The sequence below is a fragment of the Streptomyces sp. NPDC004284 genome, assembly GCF_042874035.1.
Classification (GTDB): Bacteria; Actinomycetota; Actinomycetes; order Streptomycetales; family Streptomycetaceae; genus Streptomyces.
On record NZ_JBIAMJ010000001.1, the window covers coordinates 589,150 to 605,808 of the forward strand.

The 16,659-nt window shown below is 72.4% G+C and carries 14 protein-coding genes and 1 tRNA gene; 11 read left to right on the forward strand and 4 right to left on the reverse strand.

Features of this window, described 5'->3' with window-relative positions; translation table 11 throughout:
- Positions 1–35: 35 nt before the first annotated feature.
- Positions 36–1,259, reverse strand: coding sequence for a TOMM precursor leader peptide-binding protein (locus ACFYUS_RS02740; protein ID WP_388844818.1), 1,224 nt, complete (start codon positions 1,257–1,259; stop codon positions 36–38).
- Between the two features lie 223 nt (positions 1,260–1,482).
- Between ACFYUS_RS02740 and ACFYUS_RS02745 the strand changes: the two genes are divergently transcribed.
- The 4 genes from ACFYUS_RS02745 (at position 1,483) to ACFYUS_RS02760 (ending at position 5,326) form a co-directional block, all read left to right on the forward strand.
- Positions 1,483–2,058 (forward strand): M48 family metallopeptidase, encoded by a 576-nt coding sequence (locus tag ACFYUS_RS02745; protein ID WP_388844819.1) that lies wholly within the window; start codon positions 1,483–1,485, stop codon positions 2,056–2,058.
- Between the two features lie 126 nt (positions 2,059–2,184).
- Positions 2,185–3,861 (forward strand): TerD family protein, encoded by a 1,677-nt coding sequence (locus tag ACFYUS_RS02750; protein ID WP_388844821.1) that lies wholly within the window; start codon positions 2,185–2,187, stop codon positions 3,859–3,861.
- Between the two features lie 11 nt (positions 3,862–3,872).
- Entirely contained in the window at positions 3,873–4,553 is a 681-nt protein-coding gene (locus tag ACFYUS_RS02755; RefSeq protein WP_388844822.1) for an AIM24 family protein, read from the forward strand.
- 17 nt (positions 4,554–4,570) lie between these two features.
- Entirely contained in the window at positions 4,571–5,326 is a 756-nt protein-coding gene (locus tag ACFYUS_RS02760) for an AIM24 family protein (RefSeq protein ID WP_388844824.1), read from the forward strand.
- A 49-nt stretch (positions 5,327–5,375) separates the two neighbouring features.
- Here the strand turns inward: ACFYUS_RS02760 and ACFYUS_RS02765 are convergent, their stop codons facing one another.
- Complete coding sequence (locus ACFYUS_RS02765; RefSeq protein ID WP_388844826.1) at positions 5,376–5,900, reverse strand: NUDIX hydrolase; 525 nt, start codon at positions 5,898–5,900, stop codon at positions 5,376–5,378.
- On the reverse strand, positions 5,897–7,318 hold the full coding sequence (locus tag ACFYUS_RS02770) for a zinc-dependent metalloprotease (RefSeq protein WP_388844828.1): 1,422 nt from the start codon (positions 7,316–7,318) through the stop codon (positions 5,897–5,899). Before ACFYUS_RS02770 ends, ACFYUS_RS02765 begins: the two co-directional genes overlap by 4 nt.
- Positions 7,319–7,530: 212 nt before the next feature.
- Here ACFYUS_RS02770 and ACFYUS_RS02775 point away from each other — a divergent pair, with 212 nt between their 5' ends.
- From ACFYUS_RS02775 to ACFYUS_RS02790, 4 genes are all read left to right on the forward strand, one after another.
- The gene (locus ACFYUS_RS02775) at positions 7,531–8,640 is read left to right on the forward strand and encodes an SDR family oxidoreductase (protein ID WP_388844830.1); all 1,110 of its coding nucleotides are present in this window, start codon (positions 7,531–7,533) and stop codon (positions 8,638–8,640) included.
- Positions 8,641–8,719: 79 nt separating this feature from the next.
- A complete protein-coding gene (locus ACFYUS_RS02780) occupies positions 8,720–9,181 on the forward strand; it encodes a molybdenum cofactor biosynthesis protein MoaE (RefSeq protein WP_388844832.1) in 462 nt (153 codons plus the stop codon).
- 129 nt (positions 9,182–9,310) lie between these two features.
- Positions 9,311–9,541 (forward strand): hypothetical protein, encoded by a 231-nt coding sequence (locus tag ACFYUS_RS02785; RefSeq protein ID WP_388846005.1) that lies wholly within the window; start codon positions 9,311–9,313, stop codon positions 9,539–9,541.
- Positions 9,542–9,606: 65 nt separating this feature from the next.
- Positions 9,607–10,695: a PDZ domain-containing protein gene (locus ACFYUS_RS02790; RefSeq protein ID WP_388844834.1), complete on the forward strand. Its 1,089-nt coding sequence runs from the start codon at positions 9,607–9,609 to the stop codon at positions 10,693–10,695.
- Positions 10,696–10,770: 75 nt separating this feature from the next.
- On the opposite strand, the gene ACFYUS_RS02795 is transcribed toward ACFYUS_RS02790, so the two are convergent.
- Complete coding sequence (locus ACFYUS_RS02795) at positions 10,771–11,322, reverse strand: PPA1309 family protein (RefSeq protein WP_388844835.1); 552 nt, start codon at positions 11,320–11,322, stop codon at positions 10,771–10,773.
- Positions 11,323–11,457: 135 nt separating this feature from the next.
- Between ACFYUS_RS02795 and ACFYUS_RS02800 the strand changes: the two genes are divergently transcribed.
- The 3 genes from ACFYUS_RS02800 (at position 11,458) to ACFYUS_RS02810 (ending at position 16,658) form a co-directional block, all read left to right on the forward strand.
- The gene (locus ACFYUS_RS02800; RefSeq protein ID WP_388844837.1) at positions 11,458–14,361 is read left to right on the forward strand and encodes a UPF0182 family protein; all 2,904 of its coding nucleotides are present in this window, start codon (positions 11,458–11,460) and stop codon (positions 14,359–14,361) included.
- A gap of 45 nt (positions 14,362–14,406) precedes the next feature.
- Positions 14,407–14,480 (forward strand) — tRNA-Met (locus ACFYUS_RS02805).
- 204 nt (positions 14,481–14,684) lie between these two features.
- Positions 14,685–16,658 carry a sel1 repeat family protein gene (locus ACFYUS_RS02810; RefSeq protein ID WP_388844840.1) on the forward strand — a complete coding sequence of 658 codons (1,974 nt, stop codon included), beginning with the start codon at positions 14,685–14,687 and terminating at the stop codon, positions 16,656–16,658.
- The last annotated feature ends 1 nt before the right edge of the window (position 16,659 follow it).

Sequence of the window (16,659 nt, forward strand, 5' to 3'; positions counted from 1 at the left end):
CTCCAAAACCCAGACTGCCGTGCCGCGCAGGGCCGTTACCCCGCCATTGTGTCCTGTGCGTCCCCCACCGCCGAGGCGCGCTCCCCTTCTCCCGCGCGCGCCGCCCCGCAGGGGCACGCCGGATGCGGTCTCAGCCGCTCCGCCCGCCACTCCAGGAGCGGCAGCGACGCCTCCCAGCGGGTGCCCGTGCTCGCCGGAAGGTCCCCGTCCAGGAAGGCCAGGGCGTGCGCGGCCGCCAGTCCGGCCACCGCCGTGGCGAGGCCGAGGTCGCAGGCGGGCAGCGGGTGCGGGGCACCGGACCGCCACTGGGCGAGCAGACGGGGCGTCATCGGGTCCCGGTCCGTCCGCTCCTCCTGGAGACACCGCGCGCAGGCCGTGCCGCCGGGCAGCACGAGCGGCCCGACCGTCCCCGTCGCCTCCAGGACGCCCGCGTACAGATGGGGAGTGCCGGTGGCGATCCACGGCTCGGCGGGGACCGGATCGGGGACGTACGCGCCGAGACCGTCCCGGGGCGTCACCACGACGAGTGACAGCCCCGGCTCCCGAGGGACTTCACCCGATCCGCTGCGACGGCCCGACCCGCCCGAACCGCAGGGCCCTTCGGGGCCTCCCCGGTCTCCACGGTCGGTTCTTCCGGTCGTTCGGAGCGCGCCTCCGTGTTCCCGTGTCCAGTGGCCGACCAGACGGCGGGCCGCCGTCGCCCGGCGCTCGCCGACGGACTCGGCGGGGAGGCCGCCCGGGGCCGTCTCCCAGGGTTCGACCCGGCCCGAGTCGAGGACCTCGACCGAGCCCACGCCCGCCGCCGCGAGCAGGGCCGCCACCGTCGACCCGACCCGCCCCGCGCCCCGGACCTGGACGCGCAGGGCCTGCCGGGCCGTCAGGGTCCGCGCCGCCCGCTCCGGTTCGGGATGGACCACGGAGAGGGAGGCCAGGTCGGCGCGGAGCGGATCGAGGGCCACGTCCACCGCACCGGCGGCCGGCCCCGCCTTCCCGGGCCGTCCGCTCGCCGCGTCCGTGAGGAGTCCGGCCGACTCGAGGCGTCCGAGGAGCGCCTCCAGGCGGCCGTCCGGGAGGCCGAGCGCCCGCGCCTCGGCCCGCAGCAGCGCGGTCCCGCGCGTGCCGTCGAGCAGCCCGAGCACCGCCCCCGTCGCCCGGTCGACCGGGCCGAGCACCACCGCGTGCGCCGGGGCGACGCCGAACTGGACGGACCGCAGACTCCGCCATGCCCGCCGCAGCGCCGGTTTCACCATCGGATGCATTTCCCCGCCCCCGTCCGTCCTCACCCGTGACCCGCATTTCATGATCGACAACGCCATTCGTGTCGTCCCGAGGCGAGAATGCCCCGCCGCCGTGATCGCCGCCGAAAGTTGTCCACAGGCCAGGGGGATTAGTCATTCAAATGAGGGGAGGAGGGGGCGGATCGTTCCCCGAACCGTTCCGGAGGCGGGACTTCCCCCGCCGGCAGCGGGTAACGTCGGGGCCGTGCCCGCCGACCCACAGCGCAGCGTGACCAGCGAACCGCCCCGCGGGGCGGGGACGAGCGCGGTCGAGGTCCGCAGAAGCCCGCGGCGGAGCAGAACGGTCTCCGCCTACCGCGAGGGCGACCGCACCATCGTGCTCATCCCGGCCCGCATGTCGGAGGCGGAGGAGCGCCGCTGGGTCGGCGTCATGCTGGACAAGCTCGCCGCCCAGGAGAGCCGGAGCGTCCTCGGCGACCATGAACTCACCGAGCGCGCGCTGCACCTCTCGGAGCAGTACTTCGGCGGCCGGGCCCGCCCCGGATCCGTCCGCTGGGTGACCAACCAGAACACCCGCTGGGGCTCCTGCACCCCCTCCGAGGGCAGCATCCGCCTCTCCCACCGGCTCCAGGGCATGCCCGAGTACGTCGTCGACTACGTCCTCCTGCACGAGCTGGCCCACCTCCTCGTCCCCGGGCACGGCCCGCGGTTCTGGCGGCTCCTGGAGGCCTATCCGCGCACCGAGCGGGCCCGCGGCTATCTGGAGGGCGTGGTCGCCGCCGCACGCCTGCCGCACCTTCCGGCGGCCCGCGAGGAGTGACGGCGCGGCCACGCGCGCGGGTTTCCCGATTTCGTACCGAATACGACCTGGCCTGTCTCAATGTCGTACGCAGCGGTTAGCCTGGCGCGAGCATTCGCCATTCGGGATGGGGGACGGTCGTTACGCATGGCCAGGGAATTCCAACGCGGCCACAAGGCCAAGATCAGTGATCTGACCGCGGGGACCGATCTGTACGTCGGTGTGCAGATCGCGGCGCCCGGACTGACTTTCGACATCAGCTGCTTCGGGCTCGACGCGGACGAGCGGCTCTCCGACGACCGCTACTTCGTCTTCTTCAACCAGCCGAAGTCGCCCGAGGAGTCCATCCAGCTGCTCGGCGCGCAGTCCGGTGACACCGAGTCCTTCCGCGTCACCCTCGACCGCATCCCCGCGAACATCCAGAAGCTGTCGTTCACGGCGACGATCGACGGCGCCGGCCAGATGTCCCAGGTCGGCCCCGGTCACCTGCGGATCGTGGCGGGCGGCGAGGAGGTCGCGCGGTACGCGTTCACGGGCGCGGAGTTCTCCACCGAGCGCGCGGTGATGCTCGGCGACTTCTACCTCAAGGACGTGTGGCGGTTCGCCGCCGTCGGCCAGGGCTTCGACGGAGGCCTGGAGGCGCTCCTGCGGAACTTCGGCGGCGAGGTCGCCGAGGAGGAGCCCGCCGCCCCGCAGCAGCAGGCCGCGGCCCCCGGCTTCGCCCCGCCGCCGCAGGCCGTCGCGCCCCCCGCCTTCGGCGCCCCCGCCGCGCCCGCCCCGGCCCCCGCGTTCGGCGCGCCGCCGGCCCCGCCCGCGCCCGCTCCGCCCGCCCCGCCCGTGCAGCCGGTCCACGCGCAGCCGACGATGGTCGCTCCGCTGGCGCCCGCCCCGGTCCCGCCGCCCGCTCCGGCGCCGCCGACCCCGACCCCGCCGCCGTACGGCCAGCCCGCAGCGCCCTACGGGCAGCCGCAGCAGCCCCAGTACGGCCAGGTCCCGGGGCAGGCCCCGGCCCCGTACCCCGGCCACACCCCGCCTCCGGGCACCCCCTACGGCCAGCCGGCCCCCGCCCCGTACGGTCAGCCGGCCCCCTACGGCCAGCAGCCCGGCATGCCGGCGCAGGGCATGGCGCCCCAGGGCGTCCCGCAGGGAATGCCGGCCACCGGAGCGGGGCTCGCCGCCGCGCTCGCGCCGTACAAGGAGACCGCCACCGGCGCCCGCTGGACCCCGCAGAACCAGCAGCTCATGCGGGTCGACCTCGCCATGGGCGGCGCCCCCGTCCTCGCCCGCCAGGGCTCCATGGTCATGTACCAGGGCAAGGTCGACTTCGGCTACAAGGGCGCGGGCTTCGCCGGCCGGATCGTCGGCAACGCCACCGGCCAGGAGATGCAGCTCATGCGCTGCACCGGCCGCGGCCAGGTCTTCCTCGCCGAGAACGGCGCGCACCTGCACCCGATCGAGCTCCAGGGCGACGGCATCTGCGTCTCCGCCGAGAACGTCCTCGCGTTCGACGAGTCCCTGCAGTACGAGGTCCGCCGCATCGAGGGCCACGGCATCCCCGGCGGCGCCCTGTTCACCATGCAGTTCCAGGGCTCCGGCACCGTCGTCGTGAAGACCCACGGCGTCCCCGTCGTCCTGCCCGTCACGCCGACCACCTTCGCCGACTGCAACGCCGTCGTCGCCTGGTCGTCCGCGTCCCAGGTCGTCCTCTCCAGCCAGGTCAGGCTGCGCCGCAACGCCTACCCGGGCCACAGCGGGGAGACCGTGAACCTCCAGTTCCGGGGAGCCCCCGGCAACTTCATCGTCGTCCAGCCCTACGAGGTCTGAGGGAGCCCGTCATGAACCAGCAACTCGCGGGCTACGCCCCGACCCCCGTCGCGGCCCGCATGGAGAACCACGGCCACACCATGCTCAAGGTCGCCATGGCCTCCGGCCAGGACCTGTACGCCCGGACCGGCTCGATGGTCGCCTACGAGGGCTTCATCACCTACGAGCCCAACCCGCCCGCCGTCCGCCAGTACGCCCAGCAGTGGGCCACCGGCGAGGGCGCGCCGATCATGAAGTGCTCCGGCGACGGACTGCTCTACCTCGCCGACTACGGCGCCGACGTCGTCGTCATCAACCTCCAGAACGACTCCCTCTCCGTCAACGGCTCCAACCTGCTCGCCTTCGACGCCCACCTCCAGTGGGGCGTCGAGCGGGTCAAGGGCCTCGCCAAGTTCGCCGGACAGGGCCTGTTCAACGTGGAGATCGCCGGCACCGGCTGGGTCGCGCTCACCTCGCGCGGCACGCCGATCGTCGTCGACTGCGGCCGCGGCGAGGACGAGACGTACGTCGACCCCGACGCGCTCGTCGCCTGGTCGCCCGCGCTCAAGGTCAAGGGCAAGCGCAGCTTCAAGGCGTCCTCCCTCATCGGGCGGGGCAGCGGCGAGGCATACCAGATGGCCTTCTCGGGCCAGGGCATCGTCGTCGTACAGCCGAGCGAGGACAGCACCGACCGCCTCCGGGTCCGGGGCTGAGGGGGAGCGAGAACACCATGCAGAGCCCGCTTTTCAACCACGCCGAGCAGCAGAGCCAGGAGCGGTACGTCATCCAGAACCCGCAGCTCCTGCGGGTCAGCCTCACCGGGCAGGACGACGTCCTCGCCCGCAAGGGCGCCATGGTCGCGTACCAGGGACTCATCGACTTCGACGGCGAGTACCAGACCCCCAACCAGCGCAGGGCCCGCGCCCGCACCGGTGAGGGCCTGGACCTGATGCGCTGCTCCGGCCAGGGCACGGTCTACTTCGCCAACCTCGCCCAGCACGTCCACATCGTGGAGGTCGAGCAGGACGGCCTGACCGTCGACAGCGCCTACGTCCTCGCGCTCGACTCGACCCTCCACACCGAGGTCATCGCCGTCGACAGCCAGTACGGCATCTCCGGCTCCGGCAAGTACCAGCTCAACATCACCGGCCGCGGCAAGGTCGCCCTGATGACCTCCGGGCAGCCGCTGATGATGCAGGTCACGCCCGAGAAGTACGTGAGCGCCGACGCCGACGCGATCGTCGCCTGGTCCACCGGCCTCCGCGTCCAGATGCAGGCGCAGACCACCAACTCCAGCGTCCGCCGCCGCCGCGGCAACACGGGCGAGGGCTGGGAGCTCAGCTTCCTCGGACAGGGCTTCGCGCTCGTCCAGCCCAGCGAGGTCATGCCCCCGCAGAACGCCGCCATCGGACAGGGCATCGCCGCCCAGTTCGGCGCCGGCCAGCACGGCTCCCACGCCCAGAACCAGAACAACGTCTGGAACTGAGCACGCGTGAGGGCCGGCCGCCACCGCGGCCGGCCCTCACCGCCGTCCGTCAGGCCAGCCGCGCCAGCGTGCCCTTCAGCAGCTCCACCACCGACGTGTCGGCCACACCCGCCACGTCCTCGTACGCGAACCAGCGCAGGTCGAGGGATTCCTCGCTGATCTCCGCCACCGCGCCCGCCGGCGCCAGCGCCGCGTACTGCACGTCCAGGTGCCAGTGGCAGGGCGCCGGGATCGGATGCCGGTCGAGCCGCACCGGACCGCCCGGCAGCAGGCTCAGACCCGCGATGCCGGACTCCTCGGTCGCCTCGCGCAGCGCCGCCGCCTCCACCGTCGGATCACCCGGCTCGCAGTGACCGCCCATCTGCAGCCACATGCCCAGCTTCTTGTGCAGGGTCAGCAGCACGCGCCCGCGTGACGGGTCGATCACCAGCGCGCTGGAGGTCAGATGCCCGGCCTCGCACGGCTTGTACATGCCGTCCGGGTGCTCGGCGAGATGGTCCAGATAGACATCGCGCAGCTCCGGCTGGCCCTCGTACCCCTTCAGCACGAGGACCGCGTCGTCGTACAGGCTCACTTCTCGGTGTCCCCGTCCTCCGGGTTCTCGCCCCTGGCCGCCTCGCCGAGCATCTTGTCCAGCTCGGAGAAGTCCAGGTGCTCGCGGTGCACGAAGCCGTCGGGGTCGTCCAGATCGGTCGCCGTCGGCAGCATGTCCGGGTGCTCCCACAGCCCGTCCCGGCCGTCGACCCCGCGCGCGTCGGTGAGCGAGGCCCACAGGCGCGCCGCGTCCCGCAGCCGCCGCGGACGCAGCTCCAGACCGATCAGGGTCGCGAAGGTCTGCTCGGCGGGGCCGCCCGAGGCCCGGCGCCGGCGCAGCGTCTCACGCAGCGCGTCCGCCGAGGTCAGCCGGGACTTCGCGGCCTCGTGGACCACCGCGTCCACCCAGCCCTCGACCAGCGCGAGCGCCGTCTCGAGACGGGCCAGGGCCGCCTTCTGCTCCGGGGTGTCCTGCGGCTGGAACATGCCCTGCTGGAGCGCCTCCTGCAGCTGCTCCGGATGCGTCGGGTCGAGCTGACCGACCGCCTCCTCCAGCTTCGAGGTGTCGACCTTGATCCCGCGCGCGTACCCCTCGACCGCACCGAACAGGTGCGCCCGCAGCCACGGCACGTGCGCGAAGAGACGCTGGTGCGCGGCCTCGCGCAGGGCCAGGTAGAGCCGCACCTCGTCCGAGGGCACGCCCAGGTCCTTGCCGAAGGCCTCGATGTTCAGCGGCAGCAGCGCGGCACGCCCGGCCGGGCCCAGCGGCAGACCGACGTCCGTGGAGCCGACGACCTCACCGGCCAGCGCGCCCACGGCCTGCCCGATCTGCTGGCCGAACATGGCGCCGCCCATCGAGCGCATCATGCCGATCAGCGGGCCGGCCATGGCCTGCATCTCCTCCGGCAGGACCTCGCCCATCGCCGAGCCGACCCGCTCGGCGACCGGGTCCACGAGCTGCTGCCACGCCGGCAGCGTCGCCTCGACCCACTCCGCGCGGCTCCACGCCACGGCGGTGTTCGCGCCCGAGGGCAGCGAGGTGACCTGGTCCAGCCACAGGTCGGCCAGCCGCACGGCCTCCTCGACCGCGGACTTCTCGGCCGGGCCCACGCTCGCGTCCTTGACGCCGTCGGCGGTGCCCTGGGCCACCACCTGGCGGGCGATCTGCTTGGCCATGTCCCAGTTCACGGGACCGCCCTCATAGCTCAGCATCTGCCCGAGCTGCTGGAAGGCCGCGCCCAGATCGCTGGGGTTCAGGGAGCCGAACATCGCGGCGAAGGGATTGTCCGCGCCACCGGGACCACCCATGCCGGGCAGCCCGCCGAAGCCGAACGGGTTCGCACCGAACGGGTTGCCGCCGGACCCCTGCCCACCTCCGGCGGGGTCCTTCTTCTTGCCCTCGTCGCCGTTCTCCGGCTCCTCCGGCGGAAGGCCGAATCCGAATGGGGTGTCACTCACAGGTTTCCTCGGCTCGTAGGGCCGCCGGCCTCCTGCCGACGGCGACTGCCCGACCAGGCCTGTCAGACAGACCCGCACACCACCAGCGTAGACATCCGGGCCCGGATTCGGGCTCGGTGCTCCGCCCGGCCGTGCCCTGCGGCAGGATGGACGCCACCTGGTCCGTACGCGTCATGCGCGTGCGTACTGAAGACAACCGCTGGAGACGCCCGGTGAGTTCCCCAGATCCACAGGTTCGCGGAGCGCGAAACCCCTCAACCCGGTCAGCCGTGCGCGGCCCCGTCGTCGCGGTCACCGGTGCCGCCTCCGGCGTCGGAGACCTGCTGACCAGACGCCTCGCCGCCTCCGAGGAGATCAAACGGGTCGTCGCCATCGACGAGCGCCGGGGCGAGGTCACCGAGGCGCAGTGGCACATCCTCGACGTCCGCGACCCGGCCATCGCCGAGAAGCTGCGCGGCGCGGACGTCGTCGTGCACCTCGCCGTCGACCTCGATCTGGAGACCGACCCCGCCGCCCGGACGGCCTACAACGTGCGCGGCACCCAGACCGTCCTGACCGCCGCCGCCGCGGCCGGAGTGCACCGGGTGGTGCTCTGCACCTCCGCCATGGTCTACGGCGCCCTGCCCGACAACGACATCCCGCTCTCCGAGGACGCCGAGCTCAGGGCGACGGCCGAGGCCACGGGCGTCGGCGACATGCTGGAGATCGAGCGCCTCGGCCGCCGCGCCCCCCGCGCCCACCCCGGCCTCCACGTCACCGTCGTCCGCCCCGCCGTCCTCGTCGGCGGCACGGACACGGCGCTGACTCGCTACTTCGAGTCGCCCCGGCTGCTCGTCGTCGCCGGATCCCGGCCCACCTGGCAGTTCTGCCACGTCGAGGACCTGGTGAGCGCCCTGGAGTACGCGGCCCTGGAGAAGGTCGACGGGGAGTTCGCGGTCGGCTGCGAGGGCTGGCTCGAACAGGAGGAGGTCGAGGAGCTCTCCGGGATCCGGCGCATGGAGCTGCCCTCGGCGGTCGCCCTCGGCACGGCCGCCCGCCTCCACCGGATCGGCCTCACCCCGTCGCCGGCGGGCGATCTCGCCTACACGATGCACCCGTGGGTGGTGAGCGTCGGACGGCTGCACGACGCCGGCTGGCGCCCGAAGTGGACGAACGAGGAGGTCCTCGCCGCGCTCCTGGAGGAGGTCGAGGGCCGCCACACGGTCGCCGGCCGCCGCCTGGGCCGCAAGGACGCGACGGCGGCGGGCGCGGCCGGCGCGACGGTGGCGCTGCTCGGCACGGCGGCCCTGGTCCGGCAGATGCGGAAGCGGCGCGGCTTGTAGGACCCTCCTACGGAGGGTCTCGTCCACAGGGCGAAAGGTCCCTTACCCGTTGTCGGAGCCGTGCGGCACCATGGAGCGCATGGCGCAGACGTACGACCACCCCGGTGAGCAGGCCTCGGACGACCCGATCAAGCTGCTCGCGATCCGTGACACCCCGCTCTCGGTCGACGAGGTCTTCCGGGCCGTCGGGGACGACGCCTCGGGCGGCACCACCCTCTTCGTCGGCACCGTGCGCAATCACGACGGCGGCGCGGACGTCGACGCGCTGGGCTACTCCTGCCATCCGACCGCCGGGGCGGAGCTGCGCCGGGTCGCCGAGAAGGTCGTCGCGAACTACCCGGTCCGCGCCCTGGCCGCCGTCCACCGCGTCGGTGACCTGCGCGTCGGCGACATCGCGGTCGTCGTCGCGGTCTCCTGTCCCCACCGCGGTGAGGCCTTCGAGGCCTGCCGGAAGCTCATCGACGACCTCAAGCACGAGGTCCCGATCTGGAAGCACCAGACCTTCTCGGACGGCACCGAGGAGTGGGTGGGGGCTTGCTGAGGGGGGCAAGGCGGCGCGCCGACAGGGCGTAGCCGAACGCCCGATTTGCGTAACCGGCCCCCAGGCGCGAGCGTTGATCCCACAGATGACACAGTCTGCTGATCCACTCACTGGGGATGGGAGGTCGGGATGGCAGCGCTGGCCTGGTTGCTGATTCCGCTTTTCGCAGTCGTCGGCGCGGCGATATGGGGAAGCTGGGCTTCGAGGAACAAGACCATAGGCGACGTGGCCGAGCTCGCCGGCTACGCACGCTTCCGGGACGCGATGGAGCGTACCCACCCCACGACCGCCGATTCCGTTCGTGCGGAGCGCGAGCCCGCCGCGACGGCCTCCGCGGTCGGCACCTCGGCGTCCGGCTGACGCGAGCCGCCTCGTACGGACCGCCCCAGGGGTGCACCCACAGGCGAGTCCCGTACTGTCGTTCCATGCCACGCCGCACCGCGACGATGCTCGCCTCCACCCTGGTCCTGATCTGTCTGCTCATCGCGGGCGTCCTGATCCCGGTGCCGTACGCGGAGATGAGCCCGGGCCCCACGGTCAACACCCTCGGTGAGGCCGGGGAGGAACCGGTCCTCAAGATCTCGGGACGCAAGACCTACCCGACCGACGGCCACCTCAACATGACGACGGTCCGCGTCACCAGCGCGGACTACAAGATGAACGCCGTCGAGGCCGTCTACGGATGGCTCGCCCACGACAACGTGGTGGTGCCGCACGACACCCTCTACCCGGACGGCAAGACCGAGGAGCAGTCGAGCCAGGAGAACGCCGAGGAGTTCACCCAGTCCCAGGAGAGCGCCAAGGTGGCGGCCCTCAAGGAGCTGGGCATCCCGGTGGTCTCCCGGGTCGTCGTCGCCACCGTGGTCAAGGGCGCCCCGGCCGAGGGCAAGCTGCACGCCGGGGACGTCATCAAGGCCGTCGACGGCGTTCCGATCAAGGAGCAGGCCGACGTCGCCAAGCAGGTGACGAAGCGGAAGCCCGGCCAGGACGTCACGTTCACGGTCGTCCCCGCCAAGGAGGCGGCCGCGGCCGAGAAGGCCCAGAAGGAGCCCACCGTCACCCGGAAGGTGGTCATCAAGACCACCACCTCCGAGGAGGGCGACCGGGCCGTCGTCGGCATCCAGGCCGGCACCGACCACGTCTTCCCCTTCACGATCGACATCAACCTGGCCCGGGTCGGCGGTCCCAGCGCCGGTCTGATGTTCGCCCTCGGCATCGTCGACAAGCTCACCCCGGAGAGCCTCACCGGCGGCCGGTTCATCGCCGGCACCGGCACCATCGACGACAAGGGCCAGGTCGGCCCGATCGGCGGCATCGAGATGAAGCTGGTCGGCGCGCGGAACGCGGGCGCGGAGTACTTCCTCACCCCCGCCGACAACTGCGAGGCGGCCGCCGCCGACACGCCCGAAGGCCTCACCCTGATCAAGGTGAACACCATCGACGACGCCACGAAGTCGCTGGAGAAGCTCCGCGCGGGCGACGTGAAGGCGCTGCCGAGCTGCTCGAAGAGCTGAGCACGCGCGCGCGTACACGAGAGGGGCGCCCGGTCCATGACCGGGCGCCCCTCGTCCTTACGAGTCGCTACGGGCTCAGCTCTCGAAGGTCGCCGCCAGCGCCTCGGCGAGGCCCGGCACCAGGTCGGGGCCGGTCAGCACCTCGGTCGCGGAGTCCTTCTCGCGCAGCCGGATCGCCGCCTCGCGGGTGCCGTTCCGCAGCACCGCCACGGTCATCCGGACCTCCTGACGGTCCGGGTGCCCGGCGACCCACTTGGCGAGCTGCTTCTCGTTCAGGCCCTGCGGGACCTGGGCCTCGGCCGACGGGGGCAGCATGAGCCGCTCCACGGTCAGGGCGCAGCCGACGACGGCCTCGGGCCAGGCGATCGTGCCGAGGAACTCGTCGAGGGCCTTGCCGCGCGGCAGCTTGTCCTGCTCGATCGGGGTGTAGGCGGTGGCGTCGTCGCCCAGGCCGAGCTGGGAGGCGAGCTTGGGTTCCTGGGCGCGCAGCCGTGCGGTGTCGACCAGGGCGAAGAGGCGGGCGGGCTGGTCCCAGCCGAGGCCCGACGCGTACTCGTCGATCTCGAGCACGGCGCGGGTGAGGGGGCTCGCGGCCATGGCCGGGCCGGAGGGGGAAAGGTTGGACATGAGCAATATCCTGCCTCCTCTTCGCCGGAAGTCGGGAACTAGGTAAAGCCTCAGTAAGTTGCACCAGTGGGCTCTACGATCGCGGGGCCTGCTTTCAGACGCATCAACATCGAGGGGCGCACGTTGGCTTTCCAGATGCCGGACCGTGGCCAAGGCCCGTCCGGGCCGAGGGTGAGAGTCGGCCGGCCGTCCCGGCGGGCCCGCACCCTGCTCATGACACTCGGGGTGCTGGCCGTCCTCGCCATGGCGTTCGTGATGTTCGCCGGGTTCTGGACGGACTGGCTCTGGTACCGCTCGGTCGAGTACTCGTCCGTGTTCACCACCACCCTGTGGACCAAGATCGGGCTCTTCCTGGTCTTCGGCCTGCTGATGGGGTTCGCCGTCGGCTTCAACGTCTGGCTGGCGTACCGGCTGCGGCCGCCGCTCAGCGCGATGTCCCTGGAGCAGCAGAGCCTCGACCGGTACCGGATGGGTCTGGCGCCGTTCAAGAAGTGGGTGCTGCTCGCGGTCACCACCCTGGTGGCGCTGATCGCGGGCGCCTCCGCGTCCGGCCAGTGGCGCACCTGGCTCATGTGGGTCAACGGGGTGGAGTTCGGCCAGAAGGACCCGCAGTTCGGCCTCGACGTGTCGTTCTACGCCTTCGACCTGCCCTGGTACCGCTTCCTCCTCGCGTTCGGCTTCGCCGCCGCCGTCCTGTCGCTGATCGCCGCCGCGCTCACGCACTACCTGTACGGCGGGCTGCGGATCACCAGCCCGGGCGCGCGCGCCACCGCCGCGGCCACCGGCCACCTCTCGGTGCTGCTCGGCCTCTTCGTCGCGCTCAAGGCCGTCGCGTACTGGCTCGACCGGTACGGCCTGGCGGTGAAGTCCAGTGACTTCAAGGCCACGGGCAACTGGACGGGTCTGCGGTACGTCGACGCCAACGCGTTCCTGCCGGCGAAGACGATCCTGTTCTGCATCGCCGTCATCTGCGCGCTGCTGTTCTTCGCGACGATCTGGCGCCGCACCTGGCAGCTGCCGGTGATCGGCTTCGGCCTGATGGTCCTCTCCGCGATCCTGATCGGCGGCCTGTACCCGGCGATCGTGCAGAAGTTCCAGGTCCAGCCGAACGAGCAGGCCAAGGAAGCGCCGTACATCCAGAAGAACATCGACGCGACCCGCAAGGCGTACGCGATCGACGGGACGAAGACCGAGAACTACTCGGGCAAGTCGACGGTCAAGGCCAAGGACAAGCTGCGGGCGGACGCCGACACGGCGGCCAGCTACCGCATCCTCGACCCGAACATCGTGTCGCCGACGTTCCAGCAGCTGGAGCAGAAGCGGAAGTACTACCAGTTCCCGACGACCCTGGACGTGGACCGCTACCAGGGCAAGGACACCGTCGTCGGTCTGCGCGAGCTCAACATCAAGGGCATCCCGAAGCGGAACTGGATCAACGACCACTTCACCTACACCCACGGCTACGGCGCGATCCTGGCCTCGGGCACGCAGACGGACGCCAACGGCTCCCCGGTCTTCACCGAGTCCGGACTGCCGACGACCGGCTCCCTCGGCACGTACCAGCAGCGGATCTACTACGGCGAGAAGACCGACCAGTACTCGATCGTGGGCGGCCCGCAGAAGGAGCTGGACTACGAGGAGAACGGCGAGAAGACCACCAGCTACAAGGAGAAGAGCGGCGTCAGCCTCTCCAGCACCTTCAACCGCGCCGCGTACGCGGTGGCCTTCAGCGAGCCGCAGATCCTCTACTCGGGGGCCATCGGCGACGGCTCCCGGATCCTCTACAACCGCACGCCCAAGGAGCGCGTCGAGGCCGTCGCGCCCTGGCTGACCATCGACGGCGACGCCTACCCGGCGGTCGTCGACGGCCGGATCCAGTGGATCGTCGACGCCTACACGACGACCAACGGCTACCCGTACGCCTCGCGCACCACGCTCGGCGACACCACGGCCGACTCGCTGACCGTCGGCAACCAGCAGCGCGCGGTCGTCGCCCAGCAGAACCAGGTCAACTACATCCGCAACTCGGTCAAGGCCACCGTCGACGCCTACGACGGCACGGTGAAGCTCTACGAGTGGGACACCCAGGACCCGGTCCTCAAGACCTGGATGAAGGCCTTCCCGGGCACGGTGAAGCCGAAGTCCGAGATCAAGGGCGACCTGCTGGCGCACCTGCGCTACCCCCAGGACATGTTCAAGGTCCAGCGCGAGCTGCTGACCCGCTATCACGTCACCGACCCCGCGCAGTTCTACAGCGGCTCGGACGCCTGGCAGGTGCCGGACGACCCGACCAACAAGGACGGCAACGCGGTCCCGCCGTACTACCTGAGCATGAAGATGCCCGGGGACACGGCGCAGCGCTTCTCGCTGACGACGACGTTCACGCCGAACGGGCGGCCCAACCTGGGCGCCTTCATGGCGGTCGACGCCGACGCCGCCAGCAAGGAGTACGGCCGGCTGAGACTGCTGCGGGTCACCGAGGACGTGCCCGGCCCGGCCCAGGTGCAGAGCAAGCTCAACGGTCTGCCCGCCGTGGCCACCTTCGTCCGGGACATGAAGGGCGCCGACTCCGACATCCAGTACGGCAACCTGCTGACCGTGCCGCTCGACGGCGGGTTCCTGTACGTGGAGCCGGTCTACGCCCAGGGGCGCAACGCGCTCTATCCGCTCCTGAAGAAGGTCGCGGTGTCGTACGTGGACGCGGACCAGCCGGACGGCGACACGACCAAGGACACCACGGTGTTCGAGGACAACCTCACCGAGGCGCTCAACGCGGTCTTCGGGGTGGAGGCGCCCACCGCGCCGACGACCCCGCCGGGCACCACGCAGCCGCCGGGCACGACCCAGCCGCCCGCCTCGAACGACGCCGCTCTGAAGCAGGCCATCGCCGACGCCCAGAAGGCGTACGACGAGGGCCAGACCGCGCTGCAGAAGGGCGACTGGACCGCGTACGGCAAGGCCCAGGAGGACCTCCAGGCGGCGCTCCAGCGGGCCGCGGACGCCGAGGCGAAGATCACGAAGCCCGGGTCGGGCGGCTGACCTGAGCTTTTCCGCCCCCGCGTCGTGATACGGTGGTTTCACCGACGCGGGGTGGAGCAGCTCGGTAGCTCGCTGGGCTCATAACCCAGAGGTCGCAGGTTCAAATCCTGTCCCCGCTACTCAGAGGGCAAGGGCCCGGATCCATAAGGATCCGGGCCCTTGTCGTGTGTCGTCGTGCCGGGGGGTGCCGAAGAGCGGTAGGGAAGGGGCGAGTTGGCGTGAGTCGTGTTTGACTTGTCTCTCTGTGGGCATGTCGACAAAACGCTGAGTGACCTCACTGGCTGCGGTATACCAGGTGTGCTCGGGTTGCGGGTGGTGCGACGATGGTATTTATGGGGGACAGGGCAACTCTGTTGGAGACAGGGCGGTTTGTGCAGCGGCACGCCAGAAAAGCCGCAGACGAGATCATCGAGGCAGTGGGGGCCGTCGATGCGGCCGTCGACACCACCGCAGAGACCGACGCCGAGAACGAGACCGAGACCGAGACCGAGGCCCGGCACCGACGGGCGGCCGAGCGCGGCGACCCCGCCTCGATGAGCGCGCTCGGCGCGCTGCTGCTGCGCCGCGGCGACCTCGACGGCGCCGAGCCGTACCTGCGGGGCGCCACCGCCGAGGGGGACCGGGCCGCCGCCAACAACCTGGGCGTCCTGCTGCACCAGCGCGGCTACGCCGACGAGGCGGCCGGCTGGTGGCGGGTCGCCGCCGTCGCCGGCTCCGCGCCCGCCGCCCACGCGCTCGGGCGCCACCACCGCGAGCGCGGCGACGAGCCGGCCGCCGAGTACTGGCTGCGCCAGGCGGCCGAGCAGGGCCACGCCCTCGGCGCGTACGCGCTCGCCGACCTCCTGGAGCACCGCAGCGACGTCGGCGCCGAGCGCTGGCTGCGCGCCGCCGCCGAGCAGGGCCACCGCGAGGCCGCCTACCGCCTCGCCGTCGCCCTGGAGCGCCGCGCCACCGAGACCACCCGCGGACCGCACGAGACCGGCACCCGGCTCCGGGTCCCGGGCACCGCCGCGATCGTTCCCGTCGGCGCGCCCGCGACCGGCACCCCGGGCGCCGTGCCCGGGCAGCCCGGCGGCGAGGGCGCGGGCGCCGCCGCCGAGGCCGAGCAGTGGTTCCGGCAGGCCGCCGCGCGCGGCCACCGGCGGGCCGCGTTCCACCTCGGCGCGATCCTGGAGCACCGCGGCGAGCTCAAGGAGGCCGGCCGCTGGTACCTCAGCTCCGCCCGGGAGGGCGAGGCGAAGGCCGCCTGCGCGCTCGCCTTCCTGCTCCGCGACGCGGGCGACGAGGAGAGCGCCGCCGTGTGGTGGCTGCGGGCCGCCCAGGACGGCGACGGCAACGCGGCCAACGCGCTCGGCGCCCTGCACGCAGCCCGGGGCGAGCAGCAGACCGCCGAGCGCTGGTACCGGGCCGCCATGGACGCCGGCGACGTCAACGGCGCCTACAACCTCGGGCTGCTCTACGCCGCCCAGGACCGCATCCCGCAGGCCGAGCAGTGGTACCGCCGCGCCGCCTACGCGGGCCACCGCGAGGCCGCCAACGCGCTCGCCGTCCTGCTCCTCCAGGCCGGCGACGCCAACGGCGCCGAGCCCTGGTTCTCCAAGGCCGCCGAGGCCGGCAGCGTGGACGCCGCCTTCAACCTGGGCATCCTCCACGCCGGCCGCGACGACGACCGCACGGCCCTCGTCTGGTACGAGCGGGCCGCGGCCGCCGGACACACCGAGGCCGCCCTCCAGGTCGGCATCGCCGCCCTCAGGGACGGCGACGAGCGGACCGCCGAGCGGCACCTGCGGTGCGCGGCCGGCGGCGGCAGCGCCGAGGCCGCCTTCCGGCTCGCCTCGGTGCTCGACGCCCGCCGCCCCGAGCCCGGCCCCGCCGTGCTCGGCGCGTCGCGCGAGGAGAAGTCCGAGTGCGAGGAGTGGTACGAGCGGGCCGCCCAGCAGGGCCACCGGCGCGCCCAGGTGCGGGTCGGGATGCTCGCCGCCGGACGCGGCGACCTCGCCGAGGCCGACCGCTGGTACCGGGAGGCCGCCGAGGCGGGCAGCCGCAACGGCGCCTTCAACCTCGGGCTGCTCCTGGCCCGCGAGGGCAGCGAGCGGGAGGCCGCCCTCTGGTGGACCCGGGCGGCCCGGGCCGGCCACGGCCGCGCCGCGCTCCGGCTCGCGCTGCTCGCGGCGCGCCGGGGCGAGCTCACCGAGGGGCGCCGCTGGTGCGACCGCGCGGTGGAGCTGGGCCCGGCGGAGGTCGCCGAGCGGGCGGCCCGGCTGAGCGAGGCGCTGCACCAGGAGCTCACCGCCTAAC